This is a genomic window from Brevundimonas denitrificans, assembly GCF_030160755.1.
GTDB lineage: Bacteria > Pseudomonadota > Alphaproteobacteria > Caulobacterales > Caulobacteraceae > Brevundimonas > Brevundimonas denitrificans.
On sequence record NZ_BSOY01000055.1, the window covers coordinates 1 to 22,120 of the forward strand.

The window sequence follows — 22,120 nt, forward strand, 5'->3', positions numbered from 1 at the left end:
CGGACCCTGGCCGAGGCCCGGCTGGGCGAGCTGGACCGGCGGATCGCGGAACTCGAGACGGCGCGGGCGGCGCTGCGGCGGCTGGCGACGGCGTGCGCGGGCGGCGGGAAAGGGCCGTGCCCGATCCTGGAGGCGTTCGAGGGGTGATCCGGTCGGGCGCGGGGCGGACACTCAGGCTTTGCCCTGGGCCTGCCTCGGCGGTTCAACGGGCTTCGGTTTCGCCCCGGCGCACCAGACCGGCCAGAAGGGCCGCCAGGCCTTCGCCGTCGCCGGCATCCAACAGGGCCGTCACCTCGGCCTCCAGAAGGGTCAGGTCGATCCGCGCCATGCTCCAGCCCGTGACCAGCCGCCCCGCCGCCGGTCCCCGGGCGAGCACCCTCAGATCCGTATGGCGCAGGTCGCTCCGCAACCGCTCCAGCAGGCTGTCCAGCGACTCAGTCGGCCCCTCCAGCAACTGAACATAGGTCCGCCCCGTGTAGCCGAGAGCGCCGGTGATGCCCCACCGCGCATTCCACGCCTGCGCCACGGGCAGAATGTCTTCGAGCGCTGTCATGGGGGCGGGATGAACGACCCGGCTGCGATAGACGAGACGCTCTATCGAACTGTTCGTCATGTCCTCTCCGGCAGCCTTTGTGGCCACGCTTTCGATACCCTTCAATAAATCCGTTTGCTGACGATGCCAATTGACGTCGGGGATCAAGCGCGGGGCATGTGCGGCCCCACCTTCTTCTCCAGCAGGGCCACCAGTTCCGGCTGCATGAAGGCGTAGTCGTCGGGGATGTCGAGGCAGATGACGCGGGCGCGCTTCAGGTGCGGTTTGAAGCGGCGCTGGAGTTTGGCGCGGTGACCGCGCTCCATGACGAAGATGATGTCGGCCCATTCCACCAGTTCGGCGGAGCACGGCTCCTCCGCATCGGGCGCCAGGCCGGCGGAGGCGGTCTCGACGCCGGGCCGGGACGCGAACACCTGCTCGGCCGTGGGGGAGCGGAGGCGGTTGCGGGCGCAGAGGAAGAGGAGGTTGGTCAGCGGATCCTAAAGCGGAATATTATCGTGCTTCTTCCACGGGTTCTCCTGCTGCTTGTTCTTCAGCGTCCGTAGCGCCCGGATCAGTCTGCGCCGCGTCCCGTGCGGCATGATCACGTCGTCGATATAGCCGAGGCCCGCCGCCACGAAGGGGTTGGCGAAGCGGGCCTTGTACTCGGCCTCGCGCGCCGCCAGGGCCTCCGGGTCGCCGGCCTCCTTGCGGAAGATGATCTCGACGGCGCCCTTGGCGCCCATGACCGCGATCTCGGCCGAGGGCCAGGCGTAGTTGACGTCGCCGCGCAGGTGTTTGGAGCTCATCACATCATAGGCGCCGCCATAGGCCTTGCGGGTGATGACGGTCAGCTTGGGCACGGTGGCCTCGGCATAGGCGAACAGCAGTTTGGCGCCGTGTTTGATCAGGCCGCCGTATTCCTGGCGCGTGCCGGGCATGAAGCCGGGCACGTCGACGAAGGTCACCAGCGGGATGTCGAAGGCGTCGCAGAAGCGCACGAAGCGCGCGGCCTTGCGGCTGGAGTCGATGTCCAGCACCCCGGCCAGGACCTGGGGCTGGTTGGCGACGACGCCGACGGTCTGGCCGTCGAGGCGGCCGAAGCCGGTGACGATGTTCCTGGCGAAATCCGGGGCGATCTCGAAGAATTCGGCCTCGTCGACCGTCTTCAGGATCAGCTCCTTGATGTCATAGGGCTGGTTCGGATTGGCGGGCACGAGAGTGTCGAGCGACGCCTCGTCGCGCTCGGGGTCGTCGTAGCTGTCGCGGACCGGGGGTTTTTCGCGGTTCGACAGGGGCAGGAAGCCGATCAGGCGGCGGACCTCGCTGAGCGCTTCCAGATCGTTCTCGAAGGCGCCGTCGGCGACGCCGGACTTCTGCGAATGGACGCGGGCGCCGCCGAGGTCCTCGTGGGTGACCACCTCATTGGTGACGGTCCTCACCACATCGGGGCCGGTCACGTACATGTAGGAGGTGTCCTTCACCATGAAGATGAAGTCGGTGATGGCGGGGGAATAGACGTCGCCGCCGGCGCAGGGGCCCATGATGACGCTGATCTGGGGGATGACGCCCGAGGCCAGGGTGTTCTGCAGGAAGATGTCGGCGTAGCCGGCGAGCGACTCGACGCCCTCCTGGATGCGGGCCCCGCCGGCGTCGAACAGGCCGATGATCGGGGCGCCGTTGGTCAGGGCCATGGTCTGGATCTTGACGATCTTGGCTGCGTGCGCGCCCGAAAGAGAGCCGCCGAAGACGGTGAAATCCTTGGAGAAGACATAGACCAGACGGCCGCCGATGGTGCCGCGGCCGGTGACCACGCCGTCGCCGGGGATGCGCTGGGTCTCCATGCCGAAGTCGTGCGAGCGGTGCTCGACGAACATGTCGGTTTCCTCGAACGAGCCCTCGTCGAGCAGGACGTCGATGCGTTCGCGGGCGGTCAGCTTGCCCTTGGCGTGCTGGCTGGCGATGCGTTTCTCGCCGCCGCCGAGGCGGGCGCCGGCGCGGCGGGCTTCGAGCTGTTCGAGGATGGTGTTCATGCGGCGTCTCCTTGAGCGGGAGGCTTAAGGAGACGCGCGTGCGGTGGCAAGCGGGCGGGCCCGGCTAGGCGCCCGCTGCACCCTTGCGGCGCGGCCGCTGTCTGGCGGAAATCGACTTGATCACCGTGCGACCCGCGCCGTCCGTCGCCAGCGGCGGCTCGGACCGGTCAAGCGCCAGACGCAGGAGCGTGGCGACCGCCGGTTCCTCGAGCGTGCCGGGTCCGGCAAGCCGGACGTAGCGGCCTTGCCGGCCCTCCCCCGTCAGGACGCCGTCGGGATCGGGCAAGCTCGCGCCGTGGATGAAGTAGAGCGCCGGGCCACGCGGCGTCACGGCCAGGGAGACGATGGCCTCGGAGGTGCGTTCGCGCGGCGCATAGCCGATGGCGAGGGCGTTGTAGTTGTCATAGACCAGCTCGTTCGCCGTCGGCATCCGCGCGCGCAGGGCCGCGCGACAGGCGCGCGCCCGTTCCGCGACCTCGGGATCAAATCGCTCGATGAAGCCGTCGAGCTGACGCTCGGTCGCTTCGGGATCGTCAGGCGATGCGGGCGTGGTCATCGTCGCCTCCTGATTGACACTCTAGGCCCGCGGCCGCCCGACCGGAAGACCGGTCCGCTAGCCAGAGAACCCCTGCCCCAGCGGCGTCGGGGCCGTCATGGCGGCGAGGCGGGTCAGTTCGGCGACATGGGCGGCGAAGGCCTCGCGGCCGGCGGGGGTGAGGGCCAGCCAGGTGCGCTGGCGGCCGGCGTGGGCCTGTTTGCGCAGCTTGATATAGCTGGCCTCCTCCAGCTGTTTCAGGTGCTTGGACAGCACCGAGTCCGAGACGGCGATGGCGTCGCGCACCATGGCGAACTCGGCCTCGTCCGCGGCCGACAGGATGGCGCAGATCTGCAGCCGGCCGGGGGCGTGGATGACGGGGTCGAAGCGCGGGACGCGGTTCATTCGCCCGTCCCCATCTCCGCCCGGTAGACGCGCCGCCAGACCCGCGAGCCGACCAGGGCGAGGACGAAGGCGATCCCCGCGGCGACGGCGACGATCAGGGCGACCGGAACATCCGACGCCGTGCGCCTCAGATAGACGATCCCCAGCATGACGGCGGCGAAGACCAGCCCCATGGCGATCGCGACCCAGCGGGCCCGGCGCGGCGAGACGCCCGTGATGCGCAGACCGGTGCGGCGGCTCTCGTGCTGGAAGATCACCGCCAGGGCGAGCACGCCGAAGGTGCTGGCGAAGACATTGAACGGTATCTCAAGCGCCTGGCCCCCGACCATGCCGGCCATGATGGCGGCGTAGGTCAGATCGTAACGCCAGCCGCCGGTGGCGACCCGGTCGTGTACGGCCCGGCGCGAGCGGGCGATGGCCTCAAGGGCCTCGGCGGGGGTCGGGTCTTCAGACATGGACAATCCTCACTTTCTGTTCTGGAAAGTGACTCCGACTTTCCAGATCGTCAAGTGAAAACTTTCCGTCTTGGAAAGTTAGCTCAGGGCGCGGAACCAGCGGTCGAGCAGCACCGCCTCGGCGCGGCGGGCGGCGGTGCGTTCGGCGGCCTCGGCGTCGACGCCCCACTGGCGTTCCTGGAAGGCCTCGTCGAGGCGGCTGAGGTCGAAGGCGGCCTCACCCGACAGCAGGCCGCGCTGAAGCGCCAGGGCCAGGACCGCCGAGCCCAGCAGGGGCGCGGCCATGGCCAGGCCGGTCAGGGCGAAATCGTCGAGCCGCAGGGCGAGGTCGCGAACGCGGGCGATGGCGGCAGGGTCCTGGGCCCGATGGCGGATGCCCTCGGCCGGTTCGAGGACGACGCCCAGCTCGATCGCCGCCCAGTCGCGCCACGGCGTCCACTCGCGGGCCTGTTCGACGGCCAGCGAGGTCGGATGGTCGGCGAGGTAGCAGAGCAGGTCCGAGCCGGCGAAGGCGGCGATCTCCTCGGCCACCGCCTCGCGCACCTGGCTGACGCGGTCGATGGCGGTCGAGGCCAGGCGGGTGGCGGGCATGGTCGCGGGGTCGATGAACTCGCCCTGGGCGGCCCATTCCCCGGCCGCCAGACGCGCGGCGGCCTCGGTCGGCAGGCGCAGCGGGGCGTGGGCGGGTGTCTTCGGCGTGCGGCCGTCCAGCGTGACGGCCCAACCCCCCTCGCCTTCCGCCACGTCCACAGCTTTCCAGAAGCGTTTCAACCGCTCCTCGGACTCGCGGAAGCCCTTGCGGGCGGCGACGTTGGGATCGAGGGGCGGGATATGGCTCATGTCGGTCTCAGGCGGCGCGGGTCAGTTCGGCGAAGCCGTCCAGCACCACGGTCAGTTCGGCGAAGGATCGGGCGACGTGGCGCGCGCCGGCGGCCTGCTGCTCCTCGACGGTATGGAAGCCCCAGGCGACGCCCAGCGGCAGGACCCCGGCGTTGATGGCCATCTGGATGTCATGGGCGGTGTCGCCGATCATCAGGGTGGTGGCCGGACAGGCGTCGCACGCGGCCATGGCGGCGTGAAGCATGGCCGGATCGGGCTTGCCCGGGCCGTCCTCGGCGCAGTGGGAGGAAATGAACAGGTCGGCCCAGCCCTCGCGGGCCAGGTTGCGGGCCACGCCGCGGCGGGACTGGCCGGTGGCCAGCGCCAGGCGCCAGCCGTCGCGGTGCAGGCGGCGCAGGGTCTCCATGGCGCCCGGATAGAGCGGCTCATGGAAGTCGGGATCGCTGTTCATGCGCAGGAAGACCGCCTTGAAGGCCTCCACGAAGCGGGCGAGGTCGGCGTCGTTCAGATGCGGCTCGAGCTCGCGCAGGGCCACCGGCAGGGACAGGCCCACGATCCTGCGGACGCGGTCGTATTCGGGCTCGGGCAGGCCCAGGGCGCGCGACGCCTCGGTCGCCGCCTCGAAGATCGAGGCGCGGCTGTCGACGAGGGTGCCGTCGATATCGAACACGGCGAGGGGTCTCATCGCTGGCGGCGCACCCCTTCGAACGGATCGCTCTCGTTCCCTTCCGCCTCCTCAAAGCCGAAATGGGCGAAGCCGGCCTTCATTTCAGGGCTCAGCGGGGCCTCGACCACCAGCATGCCGCCCGACGGATGCTCCAGCTCGATGCGGCGGGCGTGGAGCTGCAGTTTCAGCGGGCCGGAGAGCTCTTTCGATTTCTCGTCCCCGTATTTGGGATCGCCGAGGATCGGATGGCCGATGCCGGCCATGTGGGCGCGCAGCTGGTGCGTCCGGCCTGTGAAGGGCCGCAGGGCCATCCATGAGGCGCGGTGAGCGGCGCGGCTGATGGTGGCGAAGGCGGTTTCGGCCGGCTCGGCGCGCGGGTCCTTCCGGTCGGCGGGCCGCATCATCTCGAAGTCGTTGATGCCGGTCTTCTTCAGCGGCATGTCGATCTGGCCGGCGGCGGGCTTGGGATTGCCGATGACGATGGCCCAGTAGGTCTTCTTGGCCTGACGCCGGGCGAAGGCGCCGGCCAGCCGCTTGGCCGCCTCCGGCCCCTTGCCGAGCAGCAGCACGCCCGAGGTGTCGCGGTCGAGGCGGTGGACCAGACGCGGGCGGTCCATCCCCTCCCCCCAGGCCGACAGCAGGCGGTCGACGTGGCGGCTGGTCTTGGTGCCGCCCTGGACGGCGAGGCCGTGGGGCTTGTTGATGGCGATGACCATGTCGTCCTCGTAGAGGACCAGCGACTTGGCGAATTTGATGTCCTGGGCGCTGAGGGTGTGGACGTCGCCGGCCTGGCGCGAGGTGTCGTCGGGGATCGGCGGCACGCGCACGGCGGCGCCGGCGGTCAGCCGGCCTTCGGGCTTGATGCGGGCTCCGTCGACGCGGATCTGGCCGCTGCGGGCCATCTTCTGCACCTGGATGTTGGACAGGTGGGGCCAGCGCCGACGGAACCAGCGGTCGAGGCGAATGCCGTCCTCGGCCTCGGCGACATAGAGGGTCTGGACCTCACGTTTCGGCGCGGCGGCGGCTTCCTGGATGGGTTCGTCGGTCAAAGGGCGGCTCCGAAGGCGCGGCGGGCGACCATCAGGCCGATAAACAGGGCGGCGATCGACAGGACCACCGAGGCGGCGACATAGCCGCCCGCCATGGCCAATTGACGGCGCTCGATCATCAGCGCCGCCTCCAGCGAAAAGGCCGAGAAGGTGGTGAAGCCGCCCAGCACGCCGACGGCGGCGAACAGGCGCAGGCTCTCGCCATGCGCGCCGCTCCGGAACGCCAGCCAGCCGGCCAGCAGGCCCATGAGGAGGCCGCCGACGACATTGACCGTCAGGGTGGCCCACGGCCACTGGGCCGTCGGAAACAGGCGCAGGGCCCAGCCGCCGACCCCGTAGCGGGCGACAGCGCCGAGGGCGCCCCCGGCCGCGACGATGAGAAGACGTGTCATGATGCGGGGCTTATACACATCGACGCCGGTTCTGTGAGGCCCGGCCCGGATAGCCTGACCGAAACTTCACTTGCCCAACCGCAGGGTTAACGTCGATATCTGGTCGCGCGGCGCCGCTTCGCGCCCAAGGGGAACGCCGTCGGCCCGGCGGCGCGATCTGCCATACTGCCGGGCTGACGATTCAAGGGACCGCCGCAAGCGCCATGTCGCACGACGATCACAGCCACGGACACGACGCACACGGCCACGGCGCGCCTCACGACGGCGGTCACGGCGGCCATGGCGAGGACGCCCGGCTGCAGGCCGCGCCGAATCCGCCGCCCCGCGGAGCCGAGGACAGTCCCAATCGGGCGGTTCCGCCGCCGACGCCGAGCCACGGCCGTGAGGCGCTGCGCGGCGGCGACGGCATCCTGCGGCCCATCTCAGAGAGCGAATATTTCTCCGCCACGCCCGAGGCCGAGGCGATCGTCAGCTCGCATATCGACGAATATTTCAACCAGCCGCTGGACATCTTTCCGTTCTGGGAGACCAACGGCAAGCCGGACCGGTTCCACGTCCTGTTCAGCCGCCAGATCGAGGAGCGGTTCCCGGTCGACACCGACATCCGCAGCCGCATCCACGGCTATGGCCGCCGGATCTTCAAGGCGCTGGTGACGCACGTCACGGTCAAGCGCCTGAGCCAGGCCGGGGCGCTGGCGGCTTTCGCCGCCCTGGCCATCCTCGGACCCGGCCTGTTTGCCGGCTGGACCGGATCCGCGGCGATGGGCCTGGGGCTGGCCGCCGGCGCCATGATCGCCGCCCTCGGCCTCTACTGGGGCCTGCAGGCCGTGCTGTTCATCCAGTACCGGTTCCAGCTGGAGAACGACTCCTACGAGCTGTCGCGCGAGATCGTGCAGCGCACCCGCGAACTGCAGAACCTGTTCACCAGCGCCCGCGCCATGGCCGACCAGGCCGAAACCCAGTTCCAGCAGGACGGCAAGGGCTGGGGCCAGCGCGCGCAGTATCTGACCCGGTTGACCATGTGGCTGGGCGCCCGGATGGAATACCTCGAAAAGCACGTCCAGATGGAGCTGTGGCGCGTGCGCCGCGAGCGCTACTGGATGCGCTGGGCGCAGCGGATCATGACGCCGCTGGTGCTGATCGCCGGACTGGTGGTCCTGGCGCTTGAGCCCGCGCCGGAGACCGGAGAGGTCGGCTTCCGCGCCCTGCAAGGCCTCGCCGCCGTGCTGGGCGTTCTGGTCAGCTGGCTGTCCTATTTCCGCTGGCGCACGCCGACCGCCGCGATCCAGGACAAGCTGGGCGTCGACGGCTGGGTCCGCTACGCCTCGCTGGACGTCGACAACGCGGTCTCGGATCAGGTGCGGCGCGACAAGGAGCGGCTGGTCGAATACCGGGCGCTGACGCGCGGCGGGCGGTGAGACGGCTGCGCCGCCAGTGGTTAGTGGCTAGTGGCCAGTGATCGCAGCACTTCTATCGGCGGAAGGGCGGCGCGGACTGCGCCATCGGGCCAACCACTAGCCACTAGCCACTGGCCACTAGCCACTCCTACCGGCGCAAACTGTCCTGCACGCCTCGCGCGTCATAGACATTCGGGCGATCCGGACGGGGGCCGTCGCCCATCACCACCTCGAGCGTGGTCGAGGTCCGCGAAGGGCCGCTGAAATTCAGCCCGACCCCGACGCCGACTCCTGACGCGGAATAGCTGCCGTACCGGCCCGAGGAGCGACCCGAGCCGTAGCCGACGCCGACGCTCGGGCGCAAGCCGCCGGCGCTGTCGGGCCGGCCGTCGGTCCAGCGTTGGACCACCTCGAACCAGTCATGGCCCTCGGCGGTGGTCAGTTCGGCCGCGCGCAGCAGGGCCATGTCCATGACCGGACCCGGCGCGCCGACGCCGTTGTAGGTGACGCGGAAACGGTTGGATTCAATCCGCTGCTCGGCATAGCCCTGCCCGCCCGGCCCCAGCTGGGCGCCATAGGGCGCGAGGCTGGCGCAGGCCGACAGCGCCAGACCGGCGGCGGCGATCAGGGGCAGGGTCAGGCGGGTCATGGCGGGTCTCCGGACGTGTGGAGGAAAGCGCGGGGCGGTCAGCGTGGTTCCGGCGCCCCTCCACCAGCCTTCGGCTGGTCCCCCTCCCCATCGGCTTCGCCGACAGGGAGGAGACGCCCGGCGCGTCCGTCTCCTCCCCATGAAATGGGGAGGGGGACCGCGTAGCGGTGGAGGGGCGCCCTACAGCCCCGCCGCCACCTTCAACGCCTCGAAATCCTCCGGCGGCGGGGCCTCGACCGTGCGGTAGCCGCCCTCGGGATGGGGAAAGGTCAGTTTGGCCGCGTGCAGCATCAGACGCGGGGCGGCGCGGCCGGCGAAGGTCAGGGCGCCGCCGTAGCGGGCGTCGCCGGCCAGCGGACGGCCGATCGAGGCCATATGGACCCGCAGCTGGTGCATCCGGCCGGTGGCGGGGTCCAGCTCGACCAGGGCGCCGTCATCCGTGGCCGACAGGGTCCGGTAGCGGCTTAGCGCCGCCTGGGCGCCGGGCGTATCCGCGGACACGGCGCGCATATAGCTCTCGCGGCCGATCTCCTGCCGCAACAGCGGGGTCTCGATGGTCCCGGACCTCGGCTCCGGGGCGGCGGACAGCAGGGCCAGATAGGTCTTTTTGAAGCGCCGCGCCTGCATGGCCTTGCCGAGGAACCCCGCGGCCGGCTTGGTCTTCGCCGCCAGAATGACGCCCGAGGTGTCGCGATCCAGCCGATGCACCAGATCGGGCCGCTTTCCGTTCGATCGGGCGAAGGCCCACAGCAGGTCGTCCAGGGTGTGCGCCTGGACGCGGCCGCCCTGGCTGGACAGGCCGGCGGGCTTGTTGAAGGCGATCACGGCCTCGTCCTCGTGGATCACCCACGAGCGGACGGCGGCGATCTCGGCTTCGCTCAGGGAGACGGGGGTACGGTCGGTCACCGCGCCTGCATAGGCGAAAGACCGACCGTCCGTCAGCCCCTCAGCGCAGGACGCGCGTCCGGCCCGCCGACCAGGCGTACCAGACGAGGAAGGCGCAGATGCCGCCCTTCACGACCAGCATCGGCCACCAGGGGCCCATGGCCTCCATGCCGTTCGACAGGCCGAAGGCGTAGATCGCGCCCGCGGCCCAGCCGACAAAGGACGCGGCGAAGGCGTGGAGCGCCCATTCGCGGCGCAACAGCAGAAGGATCGCGCCGAGCAGGCCGGCCCAGACGCCGAGGGCCCAGACGCCGTGGTACCAGGCCGGCAGGCCGTGGAACCAGGCCATCTGCAGCTCGGTAGGGTCCATATTGGCCAGCCAGGCGTCGCCCCGGGTCTGGGTCATCGTATAGTCGAGACAGCCCATGCCGTTCCACAGAAGGGCGACGCCCCCGACGACCCACAGATGCCAGGCCGCCGGGGAACGGTCCCTGATCAACGCAGGACGCCCTTCCTGCCCATCATCCAGGCGTACCAGATGAAGAAGACGCAGGCGGCGCCGATGACGATCTGCATCGGCCACATCGACCCCATGGCCTGCATCCCGTCCGACAGGGCGAAGGCGTAGACCGCGCCCGCCAGCCAGCCGAGGAAAGAGACCACGAAGACCGGCAGGGCCCATTTGCGGCGCAGCAGCAGCAGGATGGCGCCGAGGGCGCCGCCCCAGACGCCGATGGCCCAGGCTGCGTGCGTCCAGGCCGGCATGGCGTTGAAATACTCGGTCTGGGCCGCGGTCATGCCCATCTGGGCGAACCACTCGTCCTTGCGTGTCTGGGTCATGAAGTAGTCGAAACAGCCGAAGCCGTTCCACAGCAGGGTCACGACCCCGACCGCCCACAGGTGCCAGGGCGTGCGGACGGTCTGTCCCATGCCGCTCATGACAGCACCCCCTTCTTGCCCATGGTCCAGGCGTACCAGGCCAGGAAGGCGGCGACGACGACGATGACCCAGGGCATGTAGGACATCATGGCCATCGCCTCCGGCAGCGGAGGCATGGGGTTGGCGAAGCCGTAGACCAGGCTGCCCACGGCGCCGAGCAGCGACAGGGCGAAGGCGGGAACCGCCAGCCGGTTGCGCATCAGAAGCAGGATCGAGCCGGCCACCGCGCCCCAGACGCCGAGCACCCAGGGGACGTACATCCAGGTCGGCATGGCGTTGTAATAGGCGACCATGGCGTCGGTCATGCCGGAGGCGCGCCAGTAGGTCTCGCCCTGGGTCACGCTCATCACGAAATCATAGCCGCCGAAGGCGTTCCACAGCAGCGAGATCACGCCCACCGCCCAGAGATGCCACGGCGTCGCGGCCTTCATCGTATCGGTCATCTTCCCCTCCCAAGGTTGATCGATGGGCGGAAGCTAGACCCAAAACCGCCGTTACGGCAACGGTTGCGGATCGCGTATCCTCCATGGCGGATTCACGCGGTTTGCGCCGGCGAAATACAGGCACAGCCGGTGGCCGTCGGGGTCGCGGAGCCAGGCCTCGCGCCAGAGCCACCGCTGATCGACCGGGTCGCTGTCGAAGACGACGCCTGCGGCCTTCAGGGCGGCGACCCGCGCGTCGAGATCGTCGCATTCGAAATAGACGGCCGTCCCACCGGGCGCGGGCGTCCCGGCGAGGTGAATCGAGAAGGTCGCGCCGCCCGGGCAGAGGAAGCGGGCGTAGTGGTCGCTGGACACGATCAGCTCAAGACCCAGCCGCTGGTAGAAGGCGCGGGCGCGGGGGATGTCGGCGACCTCGACGGTGACCTGGTTGAGGTTCATGCCTGATCCTCCTGCGTCTTCGCCCGCAGCGCCGCCCAACGCTCCAGCCGCTCTTTCACCTTGGCCTCATGCCCCTCGCCTTTCGGGGCGTAGAAGACGCGGCGCTCCATCCCGTCGGGGAAGAAGTCGGCGCCCGAGAAGCCCTCCGGGGTGTCGGGGTCGTACTGGTAGCCCTTGCCGTAGCCGAGCGACTTCATCAGCTTCGTCGGCGCATTGCGGATGTGGGCGGGCGGCATGAGGGAGCCGGTCTCGGCCGCCGCCCGCTTCGCCGCCTTGAAGGCTTCATAGACGCCGACCGACTTGGGCGCGGTGGCGAGGTGGACCACGGCCTGGGCCAGGGCCAGTTCGCCCTCGGGGCTGCCCAGGAAGTCGTAGGTATCCTTGGCCGCATTGGCGACCAGCAGGGACAGCGGGTCGGCCTCGCCGATGTCCTCGACCGCCATACGCACGATGCGGCGGGCCAGATAGAGCGGATCCTCACCGCCGTTCAGCATCCGCGCCAGCCAGTAGAGGGCGGCGTCCGGGTCCGAGCCGCGAACCGATTTATGCAGTGCGGATATGAGGTTATAGTGTTCTTCTCTGCTCTTGTCGTAGGCGGGCGCGCGCTTCTGCAGGATGCCGGCGAGGGCCTGGACGTCCAGGGGATCGACCGAGGTCAGGTCGAACAGCACCTCTGACATGGTCAGCAGATAGCGGCCGTCTCCGTCGGCGAGCGCCAGCAGGGCGTGCCGGGATTCCGGGGTCAGAGGCAGGGTCTTGCCCTCCTGCGCCTCGGCCCGAATCAACAGTTGATCGAGAGCCGCGTCATCCAGCCGCTTCAGCACATAGACCTGCGACCGTGACAGCAGGGCGCCATTCAGTTCGAACGACGGGTTCTCGGTCGTGGCCCCGACGAGGGTGACGATCCCCTCCTCCACGAACGGCAGGAAACCGTCCTGCTGGGCGCGGTTGAAACGGTGGATCTCGTCGACGAACAGCAGGGTCGACTGGCCCGCGGCGCGACGCATCCGGGCCGCCTCGAACGCCTTCTTGAGGTCGGCGACGCCGGAGAAGACGGCCGAGATCTGCTGGAACTGGTAGCCGGCGGCCTGGGCCAGCAGGCGGGCGATGGTGGTCTTGCCGGTGCCCGGCGGGCCCCACAGGATCATCGAGCCGAGACGCCCGGCCTCGACCATGCGCCGGATCGGCCCGCCCGGCCCCAGCAGATGGTCCTGCCCCACCACCTCGTCCAGCGTGCGGGGGCGCAGCCGGTCGGCCAGCGGCGCGTCGGGGGGATGGATGCCGGAGGCTTCGAACAGGTCGGTCATGGATGGCCACAGATAGGCGTTCCGGGCGCGCATTTCACGCGTTAGTGTGGCGTGCGAAGCGAGGAGACTGCGACATGGCCGACGACCACAACGCACAGGGTCCGGCGATCGGCATCGTACCCCACCTGACCATTCCGTCGCGGGGCGGCCAGGCGGCGGTCGAATTCTACACCCGCGCCTTCGGAGCGACGGAAGAGCGGAGAATGCTGGCCGATGACGGCGAGCGGCTGATGCACGCCGCCCTGCGCATCAACGGCGCGCCCCTGATGCTCGCCGACGAATTCCCGGAGTACAACGGCGAGCAGGACATCGTCCCCAAGGGCGTGACCATCCACCTCCAGGTCGACGACGCCGACGAATGGTGGAACCGCGCCCTGCTGGCGGGCGGGGTGCCGCTGTATCCGCTGGCGGACCAGTTCTGGGGCGACCGCTACGGCCAGCTGCGCGATCCCTTCGGCCACACCTGGTCGATTGGTTCGCCGATCCGCAAATAGGGGACGCCCCCGGGCGCCGGTTCAGCCCTAACGGATCACGCCGCTGATGCGCTGGCCCCGGCGGTTGATGGTCAGCTCGGAGCCGCGGCCGACGTCGGCCAGTTGCTGCACGGACGTCACGGCGCGACCGTTGACGGTCAGGATGATGTCCCCGCCCTGCAGCCCGACCCGGTGGGCGTAGCTGCCGCGCTGCACCCCGCCGACGATGACCCCGCTGGCGAAGGGATCGCCGCCCAGGCTGTCGGCGAGCGCGGGGTTGAGCGCCAGCACCTGGGCCCCGGCCAGGACGCCGGAGCGGACGACCGTGGCATTGTCGGTGCTCGCCTCGCCCGGCAGCGGCTGCACCCGGGCGTTCAGCGTCTGGCTGCGGCCGTCCCGCAGCACGGACACAGCGACCGTCTCGTTCGGCGCACGGGTGCCGACCCGGAAATTCAGCCCGCCCTGGTCATTGATCTCGGCTCCGTCGACGGCGGTGATGACGTCGCCCACACGCAGTCCCGCGCGGGCCCCGGGGCCGTTCGGCCAGACCTCGGTGACCACCAGGCCCTGCGGCCGGTCCATGTCGAGGCTGCGGGCGATCTCGGCCGAGACCGCCTCCCCCTTCACCCCCAGCCACGGCCGGACCACGGCGGTGGCGCCGCCGACGGCGGAATCGACCACCCGCTTGACCATCGAGGCCGGCACGGCGAAGCCCACGCCCGACGACGAGCCCGAGCGGGAGAAGATGGCGGTGTTGATGCCGATCAGGTCGCCGTCCATGTCCACCAGCGCGCCGCCGGAATTGCCCGGATTGATGGCTGCGTCCGTCTGGATGAAGGAGCCGCTGTCGGAGATGCCGGTCTCGGTCCGGTTCAGGGCCGAGATGATGCCGTTGGTCACCGTCTGGCCGACGCCGAACGGATTGCCGATGGCCAGCACCAGATCGCCGATCTGCTGTTCCTCGCGGTCGTCGATGTTCAGGGTCGGCAGGCGCTCGTTGACGCCCTCCAGCTGCAGCACGGCGATGTCGGAGCGTTCGTCGGCCAGCACCACCCGGGCGTTGAACTCGCGCCGGTCATTCAGGGTGACGCGGATCTGCTGCATGCCGGCGATGACGTGATTGTTGGTCACCACCACGCCGGTGGAGCGGACGATCACGCCCGAGCCGACCGAGCCGGTCTGGCGCTGACCCGGGATGCCCCAGAACGGGTCGCGGACCTGCTGCACCCCCCGCGCCGAGATATTGACCACGGCGGGCGCCGCGGTGCGCACCACGGGGGCGAAGCTGGACTTCATCGCGAGGGCGTCGCCCGGAACCACGCGGTTTTCGGCGAAGACGCCGTCCTGGGCCTGGGTGTCGTTCGGCTGGCCGCAGGCGGCGAGCGTCAGGGCCAGGGCGATCGCGAGGGTTCGGGTCTTCATCATCATCCACTTGGTCATTCGGGCTGCAGCATAGCCATTCCGCCCCGCCTTTGGGACGGGATCAAGGCGCCGGCGGCGGGTGAACGGCCCCCGATTCCTGACGTTCGGCCTGACGGCCGACCCACCACCCGATCAGGGCGGCCAGCAACAGGGCGACGGCCGCCAGATAGAAGGCCAGTCCCGGATCGGTCAGGATTCGCACGGCCGCGAGCTGAACCGCGCCGGACGCCGGCGCTAGGGCCTCGGCGATCCAGAGACGCGTGTCGATCGCTCCATCCCCGACCGAGAAGGAATAGACCCAGCCGAAGAACAGCGGCGACATGACCCCGGCGATCGAGGCCACGCTCATGTTGGCGCCCTGAAGCTGGCCCTGCTCGTCCTCGCCGACGCGGCGGGTCATCAGGGACTGCAGGGTCGGCATCGCCAGACCCCACAGGGCGTTGGGCAGCATGGCCAGGATGAACATCAAGCCGTCGGGCGCCCAGCCCATGGCCGCGATGCCTACCGTCCCGCCGACCAGCCCCAGCACCATGGTCATCCGGTCGCCCAGCCGCTTGACGACCGGCCCGACCAGAACGCCCTGCACCACCATGTCCAACACGCCGACCATCGCCAGCAGCAGGCCCACCTCCCTCGGCCCCCAGCTGTAGCGGTAGGCGGCATAGAGGACGAACACCGCCGAAAAGACGTGATGGGCGAAATAGAGCAGGAAATTCACGACCGCGAGGCCGCTGAGCTCGGTGTGCCGCTTCAACAGGATCAGGGCGCCGACGGGGTTGGCGCGCTTCCAGCTGAACGTCATCCGCTTCTCGACCGGCAGGCTCTCGGGGAGGACCAGCAGGCCGTAGAAGAAGGCCAGCGCCGACAGACCCGCGGCGAACCAGAACGGAACCCGCGGCCCGAACTCGCCGAGGAAGCCGCCCAGGATCGGCCCCAGCACGAAGCCCCCGGAAAAGGCCGCGCCGATCAGGCCGTAGGCCCGGGCGCGTTTCTCGGGCGCGGTGATGTCGGCCATATAGGCATAGACGGTGGTGAAGCTGGACGAGGTGATCCCGGCGATGATCCGCCCCAGCGCCAGCCACCACAGGTCCGGCGCCATGGCCATCAGCACATAGTCGAGCGACAGGCCGGCGCAGCTGATCAGGATGACCGGCCGGCGGCCGTACTGGTCCGAAAGCGAGCCGATGATGGGCGAGCAGATGAACTGCATCCCGGCCCACAGGGCCACGAAGACGCCGTTGATCCACCCCGCCCGCGCGTTCGAACCCACGAACTGCTCGATCAGCTGCGGCAGCACAGGGATGATGATCCCCATGGCCACGATATCGAGCACCGCCGTCACGAAGATGAAGGCTAGCGCGGCGCGGCGGGTGCGGAGACGGGACAGGGCGGACATGGGAGGGGCTCTTGCGGGAGGGGCCTTCTAGCGGACGCGTGCGTTGTCGTCAGCCCCGTGGCAGGTTGGGGACGGAGGCCCTCATGACCAACTTCCTTCAGGTGACGCCCTTCCTGCACGTCGCGGACCTGCAGAAGGCGTTGGGCTTCTTCACCGACATTCTCGGCTTCACCGTCCCGTTCCGACAGGAGGGCTACGCCTACATTCATCGCGAGACGGTGGGCTTCCGACTGCTGCAGGCCGAGGAGTGCGAGGTCTCGCCCGGCCGTCGCCGGTTCGCCTACTATATCGACGTTCGCGACGTGGACGCCCTCTACGCCGAGCTGAAGCCGAAGCTGGATGCGCTGCCGCCCGAAGACGTGCATGGGCCGGCGGACAAGCCCTATGGCCAGCGCGAACTGCTGGTGCTGGCTCCGGACGGCGAGCTGATCGCCTTCGGCATGGCCATTCCGCAAGCCGAGGTTGCGAAAGCTTAATGCCATGCAGCCTTGCGCGACGAGGCAGTGCAAGGCCAAGCTGCCGACATGACAGCTGTGATTGAAGCGCGTGGGCTCACCAAGACCTACGGAACCGTCCGCGCCCTCGACGGGCTGGACCTCTCCATTCCGCGAGGCGGGGTCTATGGCGTGCTGGGGCCGAACGGGGCCGGCAAGTCGACCCTGTTCCGCATCCTGCTGGGTCTGATCCGGCCGACGGACGGCACGGCGACCATCATGAACGGGCCGGTCGGCGACATCGCCCACATGCGCCTTACGGGCTCGATGATCGAGACCCCGCGCTATCCCCCCTATCTGACCGCGCGGCAGGTGCTGCGCTGGCTGGCGCTGGAGCACGGCATCGCCGGGACGGCGGACATTCCTTACTGGCTGGAGCGGGTCGGGCTGTCCGAAGCGGCGGACCGCAAGGTGCGGGGCTTCTCCGTCGGCATGATGCAGCGCCTCGGCGTCGCCGCCGCCCTGATCAGCAAGCCCGAGCTGATCATTCTGGATGAGCCGACCAGCGGCATGGATCCCCCCGGCATCCAGGAGATGCGGGCGCTGATCCGCAGCCTGGCCAATGACGACGGCCTGACCGTGGTCCTGGCCAGCCACCAGCTGCTGGAGGTCCAGCGCGTCTGCGACCGCGTCGCCATCCTGAACAAGGGCAAGCTGGTGCGCGAAGGCGCCGTCAGCGAGCTGACCGCCGTCGGCGAACGCCTGCGCCTGTCGGCCGGGCCGGTCGACCAGGTTCTGGCCGTGCTGGGCGCCAGGGGCGTCCGCGACGGCGACGCCGTCCTGGCCGATATTCCCCGCACTGAGGGCCCGGCCCTGATCCGCGCCCTGGTCGAGGCCGGGGTCGAGATCAGCGAGGCCCGCTGGGTCGGGACGGACCTCGAGGCCATCTTCTTCACCGAGACGGGCGCCGTGCAGGCGCCGGAGACGATCCATGCTGGTTGACGCCATCCGCGCGGAAGGCTTCCGCCTGTCGAAGAACAAGACCGCCCTGTTCTGGAGCCTCGCCTTTGTGCCGATCATCTCGGTGGCGATCGGGGCCCTGACCAATTTCGTGCTCAAGGGCAGCGAGACCAAGCTGCTGGGCGACACCAAGATGCCGCCGGAGGTCCGGGAGGCCCTGACCCGCGGGACGCTGGACATGGGCGAGGCCCTCGTCCAGGCGGCCGCCGGTCTGGCCAATCCCCTGGTGCTGCTGTTCGTCCTGATCGGGGCGGCCACGCTCTACGCCGGCGACTATCGCTGGGAGACCTGGCGGCTGATCAGCGCGCGCAACAGTCGGGTCAACCTGTTGCTGGCCAAGCTGGCCGTCGTGGCCGTGCTGGCGCTGGCGGCCATGGGCTTCATGCTGGTGGCCAGCGTGATCGAGAACCTGATCAAGGCGGCGGTGTTCGACCGGACCCTCGCCTTCTCCCTCACCGGAGAGATGGCGGGCCATTTCCTCGGTTTCGTGGGCCTGTCGTGGCTGCGCATCCTGCAGTTCGCCATGATGGGAATGTTGGCGGCAGTCGTGACCCGCTCGCTGCTGGCGGCGCTGTTCGTGCCGCTGGTGTTCGGCATCGCCCAGTTCTTCACCCCCAATCCGCTGATGCAGATGGGCGTGATGCCCGACGCCTGGCTGGCCGTGCTGCTGAACCCGGGCGCGGCGACCGATGCGATCCAGGCTGCGATCGCCGGCGGCGAGCGGGCCGCGGCCCTGCCCGACGGCCTGCTGCTGAAGGCCTGGGTCAGCGTCGGCCTGTGGACCCTCGTCCCGCTGGCCGGGGCCCTGGCCTGGTTCCGGCGTCAGGACCTGTCGAAGGAATAGCCGTCAGAGCGGCTTTTCCATCCAGACGTTGCAGCGGGCGTAGGGCGTGGGCTGGGCCGGCAGGTCGAGGAAGCCGAAGCGGCGGTACAGGGCGATGGCGTGGGTCTGGGCCGCATTGGTCTCCAGATAGAGGCGCGGCGCGCCCCCGGCCCTCGCCGCCGCCTCGCAGGCCTCCAGCAGCCGCCAGCCGAGGTTGAGGCCCCGCGCGCCCTCCGCCACGGCCATCTTGCCGACCTCATAGCCGCCGTCGGCCATGACCATCAGCGAACAGCAGCCGACCGGCTCGCCGTCGCGCTCGGCGATGAAGATGCAGCCGCCCCTGTCGAGGATGACCCCTTGCGGGTCGTTCAGGACCAGCTGGTCCTTGGCCTCCAGCGCATAGCCGCCGGCCCGCAGCCAGTCCTCGTTCAGCGACCGCCATGCGGCGGCGTGGTCGGGGCGGTAGGGAACGATGGAAACAGCGGCGGCGGCGTCTGGCATGAAGGCCCTCCCTGACCCCCTATCTGGGTACGGCGCAGACAAGGAAAAAGGGCGGCCGGTTCGCACCGGCCGCCCCTTTTTCTGGTGGCCCCAACGGCCGAAGCTTACGCTTCGTCGTCGCCCTCGACGGCGTAGACCGGACCCGAGTCCAGGCCCTTGGCGTCGGTGTCGCGATCAACGAACTCGATCACGGCCATGGCGGCGTTGTCGCCGTGGCGATAGCCGGCCTTCATGATGCGGATGTAGCCGCCGTTGCGGTCGGCGTAGCGCGGGCCGATCGTCTCGAACAGCTTGCCCACCTGCGGCACGTCACGGACGTGGCTGATGGCCTGACGCCGCGCGTGCAGGTCGCCCTTCTTGGCGAGCGTGACCAGCTTCTCGACGAAGGGACGCAGTTCCTTCGCCTTGGGAAGCGTGGTCGTGATCTGCTCGTGCTTGATCAGCGACGCAGCCATGTTGGCGAACATGGCGGTCCGGTGTGCGCTCGTACGACCGAGCTTGCGATAGGCGGCGCCGTGGCGCATCGGGGTCTCTCCTACTCACCCTGGTTTCCACTGACGCGGACCTGGGGTTCTCTCATTCTAACCGCTCCGCGATCCGGATGGATCAAGGGCGGAGGGTTGAAACTAGATCTGGTCGTCGAACTTCTTGGCCAGGTCTTCGATATTTTCGGGCGGCCAGTTCGGCACATCCATGCCGAGCGAGAGGCCCATCGTCGCGAGAACTTCCTTGATCTCGTTCAGCGACTTGCGGCCGAAGTTCGGGGTGCGAAGCATTTCGCCCTCGGTCTTCTGGATCAGGTCGCCGATGTAGACGATGTTGTCGTTCTTCAGGCAGTTGGCTGAACGCACCGACAGTTCCAGCTCGTCCACCTTCTTCAGCAGGGCCGGGTTGAAGGGCAGGTCCGGCTTGCCGTCGATGGCTTCCACGGCCTTCTTGGGCTCGTCGAAGGTGATGAAGATCTGCAGCTGGTCCTGGAGGATGCGCGAGGCGTAGGCCACGGCGTCCACCGGCGAAACCGCGCCGTTCGTCTCGACCTCGAGGATCAGCTTGTCATAGTCCAGCGACTGGCCCTGGCGGGTCGGCTCGACGCGATAGGCGACGCGCTTGACCGGCGAATACAGGGCGTCGACGGCGATGAGGCCGATCGGCGCGTCTTCCGGACGGTTCAGCTCGGAGGCGACATAGCCCTTGCCGTTCTGGACGGTCAGTTCCATGCGCACCGAGGCGCCCTCGTCCAGGGTGCAGATCACGTGGTCGGGGTTCAGCACCTCGATGTCCGCGGGGACGTCGATCTGGCCGGCCGTGACGGCGCCGGGGCCCGTGGCGCGCAGGGTCATGCGCTTGGGGCCTTCAGCGTGCATGCGCAGCGCCAGTTGCTTGATGTTCAGCACGATGTCGACCACGTCCTCGCGCACGCCTTCCAGCGACGAGAATTCATGGACCACGCCGTCGATCTGGATCGCGGTCACGGCGGCGCCTTGCAGCGACGACAGGAGAACGCGACGCAGGGCGTTGCCGAGCGTCACGCCGAAGCCGCGTTCCAGGGGCTCGGCGACCAGGCGCGACTTGCGCTGCGGGTCGGAGCTCGCCTCGATCTGCGGCTTCTCGGGACGGATCAGCTCTTGCCAGTTACGTTCGATCATGGGTGTCCCTCGAAAACGGAGTTCGCCGGTCCCTCGCCCCTCGTCAGGCGCGCCAGGACCGGCGGAGATAGATAGTCGGTCGGTCCGCTTAGACGCGGCGGCGCTTGGGCGGACGGCAACCGTTGTGCGGCATCGGCGTGACGTCGCGGATGGTGGTGATGGTCAGGCCGACCGACTGCAGGGCGCGCAGGGCCGACTCACGGCCGGAACCGGGACCCGAAACGTTGACTTCCAGCGTCTTGACGCCGTGTTCCTGGGCCTTCTTGCCCGCGTCCTCGGCGGCCATCTGGGCCGCGTAGGGGGTCGATTTGCGCGAACCCTTGAAGCCCATGTGTCCGGCCGACGACCACGAGATCGCGTTGCCCTGGGCATCGGTGATCGTGATCATGGTGTTGTTGAAGGACGCATTCACGTGGGCGACGCCCGAGGTGATGTTCTTGCGCTCGCGCTTCTTTACGCGACCCGGTTCCTTGGCCATGTGTCTGTCTTACTTCTTCTTGCCGGCGATCGGCTTGGCGGGACCCTTGCGGGTGCGGGCGTTGGTGTGGGTGCGCTGGCCGCGGACCGGCAGGCCCTTGCGGTGACGCAGGCCGCGGTAGCAGGCCAGGTCCATCAGACGCTTGATGTTCATGGACGTCTCGCGGCGCAGGTCGCCCTCGACGGTGTGATCGCGGTCGATGGTCTCGCGGATCTGCAGCACTTCAGCGTCGGTCAGCTGGTTCACCCGGCGGGCGGATTCAATGCCGACCTTGGAGGTGATTTCCTTGGCGGCGTGGGCGCCGATGCCATGGATGTACTGCAGCGCGATCTCTACGCGCTTGTTGGTCGGGATGTTGACACCAGCGATACGGGCCACGAAGCTCTCCAGATACGCGTTGACGGACGCAACAAACGCTCCGGTCAACAGACCAGGAGCGCCGACGTCCTTCGCGGAAGCGCGCCTTATACAGGGGATTCACCGCTCGTCAACGGCTGACGGACCCCGCGCGCCCAAACTCAGCGCCCGCCGCGGCCGCCCATGCTGACGAAGGTGGTGACCCGCTGGCCCTCGATTGGCCGGCCGGAGGCCGTCATCGGCGGGCGATAGCGGAAGAAGGCCGTGGCCCTCAGCGCCTGCTCGCCGAAACCGAAGCCGCGCGGGCTCTCCTCGACGATCCGGCAGTCGTCCAGCCGCTGATCGATGCGGATGACGCAGTTGACCACGACCCGGCCCGGCGGGCGGCGCACGCCCCGCACCGGAGGCGGAGCGACCGACTGGATCTCGGCCGAGGTCGCCGGACGAATGATCATCGGTCCTGTGCCGCCTGAACCGGGGCCGTCCCCGTCGCCGTCGCCCGTACCGGTCCCGGCGCCTGTCCCGCCCTGCCCCATGCCGGGGGTCGGACCGGCGACCGGGGCCAGGCCGACGACCAGCGCCGGCTCGGGCGCCTGGACCGGGG

30 protein-coding genes are annotated in these 22,120 nt (G+C 69.2%); 5 read left to right on the forward strand and 25 right to left on the reverse strand.

Annotated elements, in window-relative coordinates:
* Nucleotides 1–202: 202 nt before the first annotated feature.
* From QQJ79_RS11340 to crcB, 10 genes are all read right to left on the reverse strand, one after another.
* Nucleotides 203–613, reverse strand: coding sequence for a BLUF domain-containing protein (locus QQJ79_RS11340; protein ID WP_284223046.1), 411 nt, complete (start codon nt 611–613; stop codon nt 203–205).
* A gap of 83 nt (nt 614–696) precedes the next feature.
* Nucleotides 697–966, reverse strand: coding sequence for a low molecular weight protein tyrosine phosphatase family protein (locus QQJ79_RS11345; protein WP_284223047.1), 270 nt, complete (start codon nt 964–966; stop codon nt 697–699).
* Between the two features lie 66 nt (nt 967–1,032).
* Nucleotides 1,033–2,565: an acyl-CoA carboxylase subunit beta gene (locus QQJ79_RS11350; protein ID WP_284223048.1), complete on the reverse strand. Its 1,533-nt coding sequence runs from the start codon at nt 2,563–2,565 to the stop codon at nt 1,033–1,035.
* A gap of 64 nt (nt 2,566–2,629) precedes the next feature.
* Entirely contained in the window at nt 2,630–3,121 is a 492-nt protein-coding gene (locus QQJ79_RS11355; protein ID WP_284223049.1) for a hypothetical protein, read from the reverse strand.
* 57 nt (nt 3,122–3,178) lie between these two features.
* Complete coding sequence (locus QQJ79_RS11360; RefSeq protein WP_284223050.1) at nt 3,179–3,505, reverse strand: winged helix-turn-helix domain-containing protein; 327 nt, start codon at nt 3,503–3,505, stop codon at nt 3,179–3,181.
* A complete protein-coding gene (locus QQJ79_RS11365; protein WP_284223051.1) occupies nt 3,502–3,960 on the reverse strand; it encodes a hypothetical protein in 459 nt (152 codons plus the stop codon). Before QQJ79_RS11365 ends, QQJ79_RS11360 begins: the two co-directional genes overlap by 4 nt.
* Before the next feature lie 78 nt (nt 3,961–4,038).
* Nucleotides 4,039–4,800, reverse strand: a complete 762-nt coding sequence (locus QQJ79_RS11370) for an ATP12 family chaperone protein (protein WP_284223052.1) — start codon at nt 4,798–4,800, stop codon at nt 4,039–4,041.
* Between the two features lie 7 nt (nt 4,801–4,807).
* Nucleotides 4,808–5,485 (reverse strand): HAD-IA family hydrolase, encoded by a 678-nt coding sequence (locus tag QQJ79_RS11375; RefSeq protein WP_284223053.1) that lies wholly within the window; start codon nt 5,483–5,485, stop codon nt 4,808–4,810.
* Nucleotides 5,482–6,516 carry an RluA family pseudouridine synthase gene (locus tag QQJ79_RS11380; protein ID WP_284223054.1) on the reverse strand — a complete coding sequence of 345 codons (1,035 nt, stop codon included), beginning with the start codon at nt 6,514–6,516 and terminating at the stop codon, nt 5,482–5,484. Before QQJ79_RS11380 ends, QQJ79_RS11375 begins: the two co-directional genes overlap by 4 nt.
* Nucleotides 6,513–6,908 (reverse strand): fluoride efflux transporter CrcB, encoded by a 396-nt coding sequence (crcB, locus tag QQJ79_RS11385; RefSeq protein ID WP_284223055.1) that lies wholly within the window; start codon nt 6,906–6,908, stop codon nt 6,513–6,515. Before crcB ends, QQJ79_RS11380 begins: the two co-directional genes overlap by 4 nt.
* A gap of 203 nt (nt 6,909–7,111) precedes the next feature.
* Here crcB and QQJ79_RS11390 point away from each other — a divergent pair, with 203 nt between their 5' ends.
* Nucleotides 7,112–8,326: an AAA family ATPase gene (locus QQJ79_RS11390; RefSeq protein WP_284223056.1), complete on the forward strand. Its 1,215-nt coding sequence runs from the start codon at nt 7,112–7,114 to the stop codon at nt 8,324–8,326.
* A 127-nt stretch (nt 8,327–8,453) separates the two neighbouring features.
* Here the strand turns inward: QQJ79_RS11390 and QQJ79_RS11395 are convergent, their stop codons facing one another.
* The 7 genes from QQJ79_RS11395 to QQJ79_RS11425 all read right to left on the reverse strand — a co-directional run bounded on the left by QQJ79_RS11395 (nt 8,454) and on the right by QQJ79_RS11425 (nt 12,966).
* Nucleotides 8,454–8,954 carry a CC0125/CC1285 family lipoprotein gene (locus tag QQJ79_RS11395; protein WP_284223057.1) on the reverse strand — a complete coding sequence of 167 codons (501 nt, stop codon included), beginning with the start codon at nt 8,952–8,954 and terminating at the stop codon, nt 8,454–8,456.
* 180 nt (nt 8,955–9,134) lie between these two features.
* Complete coding sequence (locus QQJ79_RS11400; RefSeq protein WP_284223058.1) at nt 9,135–9,860, reverse strand: RluA family pseudouridine synthase; 726 nt, start codon at nt 9,858–9,860, stop codon at nt 9,135–9,137.
* A gap of 40 nt (nt 9,861–9,900) precedes the next feature.
* Nucleotides 9,901–10,338, reverse strand: a complete 438-nt coding sequence (locus tag QQJ79_RS11405) for a hypothetical protein (protein ID WP_284223059.1) — start codon at nt 10,336–10,338, stop codon at nt 9,901–9,903.
* Nucleotides 10,335–10,778 (reverse strand): hypothetical protein, encoded by a 444-nt coding sequence (locus tag QQJ79_RS11410; RefSeq protein WP_284223060.1) that lies wholly within the window; start codon nt 10,776–10,778, stop codon nt 10,335–10,337. Before QQJ79_RS11410 ends, QQJ79_RS11405 begins: the two co-directional genes overlap by 4 nt.
* Nucleotides 10,775–11,221 (reverse strand): hypothetical protein, encoded by a 447-nt coding sequence (locus tag QQJ79_RS11415; RefSeq protein WP_284223061.1) that lies wholly within the window; start codon nt 11,219–11,221, stop codon nt 10,775–10,777. Before QQJ79_RS11415 ends, QQJ79_RS11410 begins: the two co-directional genes overlap by 4 nt.
* Nucleotides 11,222–11,272: 51 nt before the next feature.
* Nucleotides 11,273–11,659 (reverse strand): VOC family protein, encoded by a 387-nt coding sequence (locus QQJ79_RS11420; RefSeq protein WP_284223062.1) that lies wholly within the window; start codon nt 11,657–11,659, stop codon nt 11,273–11,275.
* Nucleotides 11,656–12,966 (reverse strand): replication-associated recombination protein A, encoded by a 1,311-nt coding sequence (locus tag QQJ79_RS11425; protein ID WP_284223063.1) that lies wholly within the window; start codon nt 12,964–12,966, stop codon nt 11,656–11,658. The genes QQJ79_RS11420 and QQJ79_RS11425 overlap by 4 nt, the downstream gene beginning before the upstream one ends.
* A 74-nt stretch (nt 12,967–13,040) precedes the next feature.
* Between QQJ79_RS11425 and QQJ79_RS11430 the strand changes: the two genes are divergently transcribed.
* Entirely contained in the window at nt 13,041–13,460 is a 420-nt protein-coding gene (locus QQJ79_RS11430; protein WP_284223064.1) for a VOC family protein, read from the forward strand.
* 27 nt (nt 13,461–13,487) lie between these two features.
* Here the strand turns inward: QQJ79_RS11430 and QQJ79_RS11435 are convergent, their stop codons facing one another.
* Nucleotides 13,488–14,861: a trypsin-like peptidase domain-containing protein gene (locus QQJ79_RS11435; RefSeq protein WP_431307595.1), complete on the reverse strand. Its 1,374-nt coding sequence runs from the start codon at nt 14,859–14,861 to the stop codon at nt 13,488–13,490.
* Between the two features lie 61 nt (nt 14,862–14,922).
* A complete protein-coding gene (locus QQJ79_RS11440; protein ID WP_284223066.1) occupies nt 14,923–16,257 on the reverse strand; it encodes a TCR/Tet family MFS transporter in 1,335 nt (444 codons plus the stop codon).
* Nucleotides 16,258–16,340: 83 nt separating this feature from the next.
* Between QQJ79_RS11440 and QQJ79_RS11445 the strand changes: the two genes are divergently transcribed.
* Genes QQJ79_RS11445 through QQJ79_RS11455 form a run of 3 tightly spaced genes read left to right on the forward strand, consistent with a single transcriptional unit; the run spans nt 16,341 to nt 18,555 of the window.
* Nucleotides 16,341–16,733, forward strand: coding sequence for a bleomycin resistance protein (locus tag QQJ79_RS11445; RefSeq protein ID WP_284223067.1), 393 nt, complete (start codon nt 16,341–16,343; stop codon nt 16,731–16,733).
* 48 nt (nt 16,734–16,781) lie between these two features.
* Nucleotides 16,782–17,693, forward strand: a complete 912-nt coding sequence (locus QQJ79_RS11450) for an ABC transporter ATP-binding protein (protein WP_284223068.1) — start codon at nt 16,782–16,784, stop codon at nt 17,691–17,693.
* On the forward strand, nt 17,683–18,555 hold the full coding sequence (locus tag QQJ79_RS11455) for an ABC transporter permease subunit (RefSeq protein WP_284223069.1): 873 nt from the start codon (nt 17,683–17,685) through the stop codon (nt 18,553–18,555). The genes QQJ79_RS11450 and QQJ79_RS11455 overlap by 11 nt, the downstream gene beginning before the upstream one ends.
* A gap of 3 nt (nt 18,556–18,558) precedes the next feature.
* Here the strand turns inward: QQJ79_RS11455 and QQJ79_RS11460 are convergent, their stop codons facing one another.
* From QQJ79_RS11460 to QQJ79_RS11485, 6 genes are all read right to left on the reverse strand, one after another.
* Nucleotides 18,559–19,035: a GNAT family N-acetyltransferase gene (locus tag QQJ79_RS11460; RefSeq protein WP_284223070.1), complete on the reverse strand. Its 477-nt coding sequence runs from the start codon at nt 19,033–19,035 to the stop codon at nt 18,559–18,561.
* Nucleotides 19,036–19,139: 104 nt separating this feature from the next.
* Complete coding sequence (gene rplQ, locus QQJ79_RS11465) at nt 19,140–19,559, reverse strand: 50S ribosomal protein L17 (protein WP_284223071.1); 420 nt, start codon at nt 19,557–19,559, stop codon at nt 19,140–19,142.
* Nucleotides 19,560–19,661: 102 nt separating this feature from the next.
* Entirely contained in the window at nt 19,662–20,681 is a 1,020-nt protein-coding gene (locus tag QQJ79_RS11470; protein ID WP_284223072.1) for a DNA-directed RNA polymerase subunit alpha, read from the reverse strand.
* A gap of 88 nt (nt 20,682–20,769) precedes the next feature.
* Nucleotides 20,770–21,159: a 30S ribosomal protein S11 gene (gene rpsK, locus QQJ79_RS11475; protein ID WP_013268944.1), complete on the reverse strand. Its 390-nt coding sequence runs from the start codon at nt 21,157–21,159 to the stop codon at nt 20,770–20,772.
* A 9-nt stretch (nt 21,160–21,168) separates the two neighbouring features.
* The gene (rpsM, locus tag QQJ79_RS11480; RefSeq protein WP_284223073.1) at nt 21,169–21,537 is read right to left on the reverse strand and encodes a 30S ribosomal protein S13; all 369 of its coding nucleotides are present in this window, start codon (nt 21,535–21,537) and stop codon (nt 21,169–21,171) included.
* 140 nt (nt 21,538–21,677) lie between these two features.
* A partial coding sequence (locus QQJ79_RS11485) for an energy transducer TonB (RefSeq protein ID WP_284223074.1) occupies nt 21,678–22,120 on the reverse strand: 443 nt, incomplete at its 5' end.

Excerpts from the sequence above, each read along its gene's own strand:
- QQJ79_RS11460 (WP_284223070.1), bottom strand. The coding sequence starts at position 19,035 with ATGCCAGACGCCGCCGCCGCTGTTTCCATCGTTCCCTACCGCCCCGAC.
- QQJ79_RS11445 (WP_284223067.1), top strand. The coding sequence starts at position 16,341 with ATGACCAACTTCCTTCAGGTGACGCCCTTCCTGCACGTCGCGGACCTG.
- QQJ79_RS11375 (WP_284223053.1), bottom strand. The coding sequence starts at position 5,485 with ATGAGACCCCTCGCCGTGTTCGATATCGACGGCACCCTCGTCGACAGC.
- QQJ79_RS11435 (WP_431307595.1), bottom strand. The coding sequence starts at position 14,861 with ATGAAGACCCGAACCCTCGCGATCGCCCTGGCCCTGACGCTCGCCGCC.
- QQJ79_RS11420 (WP_284223062.1), bottom strand. The coding sequence starts at position 11,659 with ATGAACCTCAACCAGGTCACCGTCGAGGTCGCCGACATCCCCCGCGCC.
- QQJ79_RS11440 (WP_284223066.1), bottom strand. The coding sequence starts at position 16,257 with ATGTCCGCCCTGTCCCGTCTCCGCACCCGCCGCGCCGCGCTAGCCTTC.
- QQJ79_RS11365 (WP_284223051.1), bottom strand. The coding sequence starts at position 3,960 with ATGTCTGAAGACCCGACCCCCGCCGAGGCCCTTGAGGCCATCGCCCGC.
- QQJ79_RS11430 (WP_284223064.1), top strand. The coding sequence starts at position 13,041 with ATGGCCGACGACCACAACGCACAGGGTCCGGCGATCGGCATCGTACCC.
- QQJ79_RS11455 (WP_284223069.1), top strand. The coding sequence starts at position 17,683 with ATGCTGGTTGACGCCATCCGCGCGGAAGGCTTCCGCCTGTCGAAGAAC.
- rpsK (WP_013268944.1), bottom strand. The coding sequence starts at position 21,159 with ATGGCCAAGGAACCGGGTCGCGTAAAGAAGCGCGAGCGCAAGAACATC.
- QQJ79_RS11370 (WP_284223052.1), bottom strand. The coding sequence starts at position 4,800 with ATGAGCCATATCCCGCCCCTCGATCCCAACGTCGCCGCCCGCAAGGGC.
- QQJ79_RS11395 (WP_284223057.1), bottom strand. The coding sequence starts at position 8,954 with ATGACCCGCCTGACCCTGCCCCTGATCGCCGCCGCCGGTCTGGCGCTG.
- QQJ79_RS11340 (WP_284223046.1), bottom strand. The coding sequence starts at position 613 with ATGACGAACAGTTCGATAGAGCGTCTCGTCTATCGCAGCCGGGTCGTT.
- QQJ79_RS11415 (WP_284223061.1), bottom strand. The coding sequence starts at position 11,221 with ATGACCGATACGATGAAGGCCGCGACGCCGTGGCATCTCTGGGCGGTG.
- rplQ (WP_284223071.1), bottom strand. The coding sequence starts at position 19,559 with ATGCGCCACGGCGCCGCCTATCGCAAGCTCGGTCGTACGAGCGCACAC.
- QQJ79_RS11350 (WP_284223048.1), bottom strand. The coding sequence starts at position 2,565 with ATGAACACCATCCTCGAACAGCTCGAAGCCCGCCGCGCCGGCGCCCGC.
- QQJ79_RS11450 (WP_284223068.1), top strand. The coding sequence starts at position 16,782 with ATGACAGCTGTGATTGAAGCGCGTGGGCTCACCAAGACCTACGGAACC.
- QQJ79_RS11410 (WP_284223060.1), bottom strand. The coding sequence starts at position 10,778 with ATGAGCGGCATGGGACAGACCGTCCGCACGCCCTGGCACCTGTGGGCG.
- QQJ79_RS11470 (WP_284223072.1), bottom strand. The coding sequence starts at position 20,681 with ATGATCGAACGTAACTGGCAAGAGCTGATCCGTCCCGAGAAGCCGCAG.
- QQJ79_RS11355 (WP_284223049.1), bottom strand. The coding sequence starts at position 3,121 with ATGACCACGCCCGCATCGCCTGACGATCCCGAAGCGACCGAGCGTCAG.
- QQJ79_RS11425 (WP_284223063.1), bottom strand. The coding sequence starts at position 12,966 with ATGACCGACCTGTTCGAAGCCTCCGGCATCCATCCCCCCGACGCGCCG.
- QQJ79_RS11360 (WP_284223050.1), bottom strand. The coding sequence starts at position 3,505 with ATGAACCGCGTCCCGCGCTTCGACCCCGTCATCCACGCCCCCGGCCGG.
- crcB (WP_284223055.1), bottom strand. The coding sequence starts at position 6,908 with ATGACACGTCTTCTCATCGTCGCGGCCGGGGGCGCCCTCGGCGCTGTC.
- QQJ79_RS11390 (WP_284223056.1), top strand. The coding sequence starts at position 7,112 with ATGTCGCACGACGATCACAGCCACGGACACGACGCACACGGCCACGGC.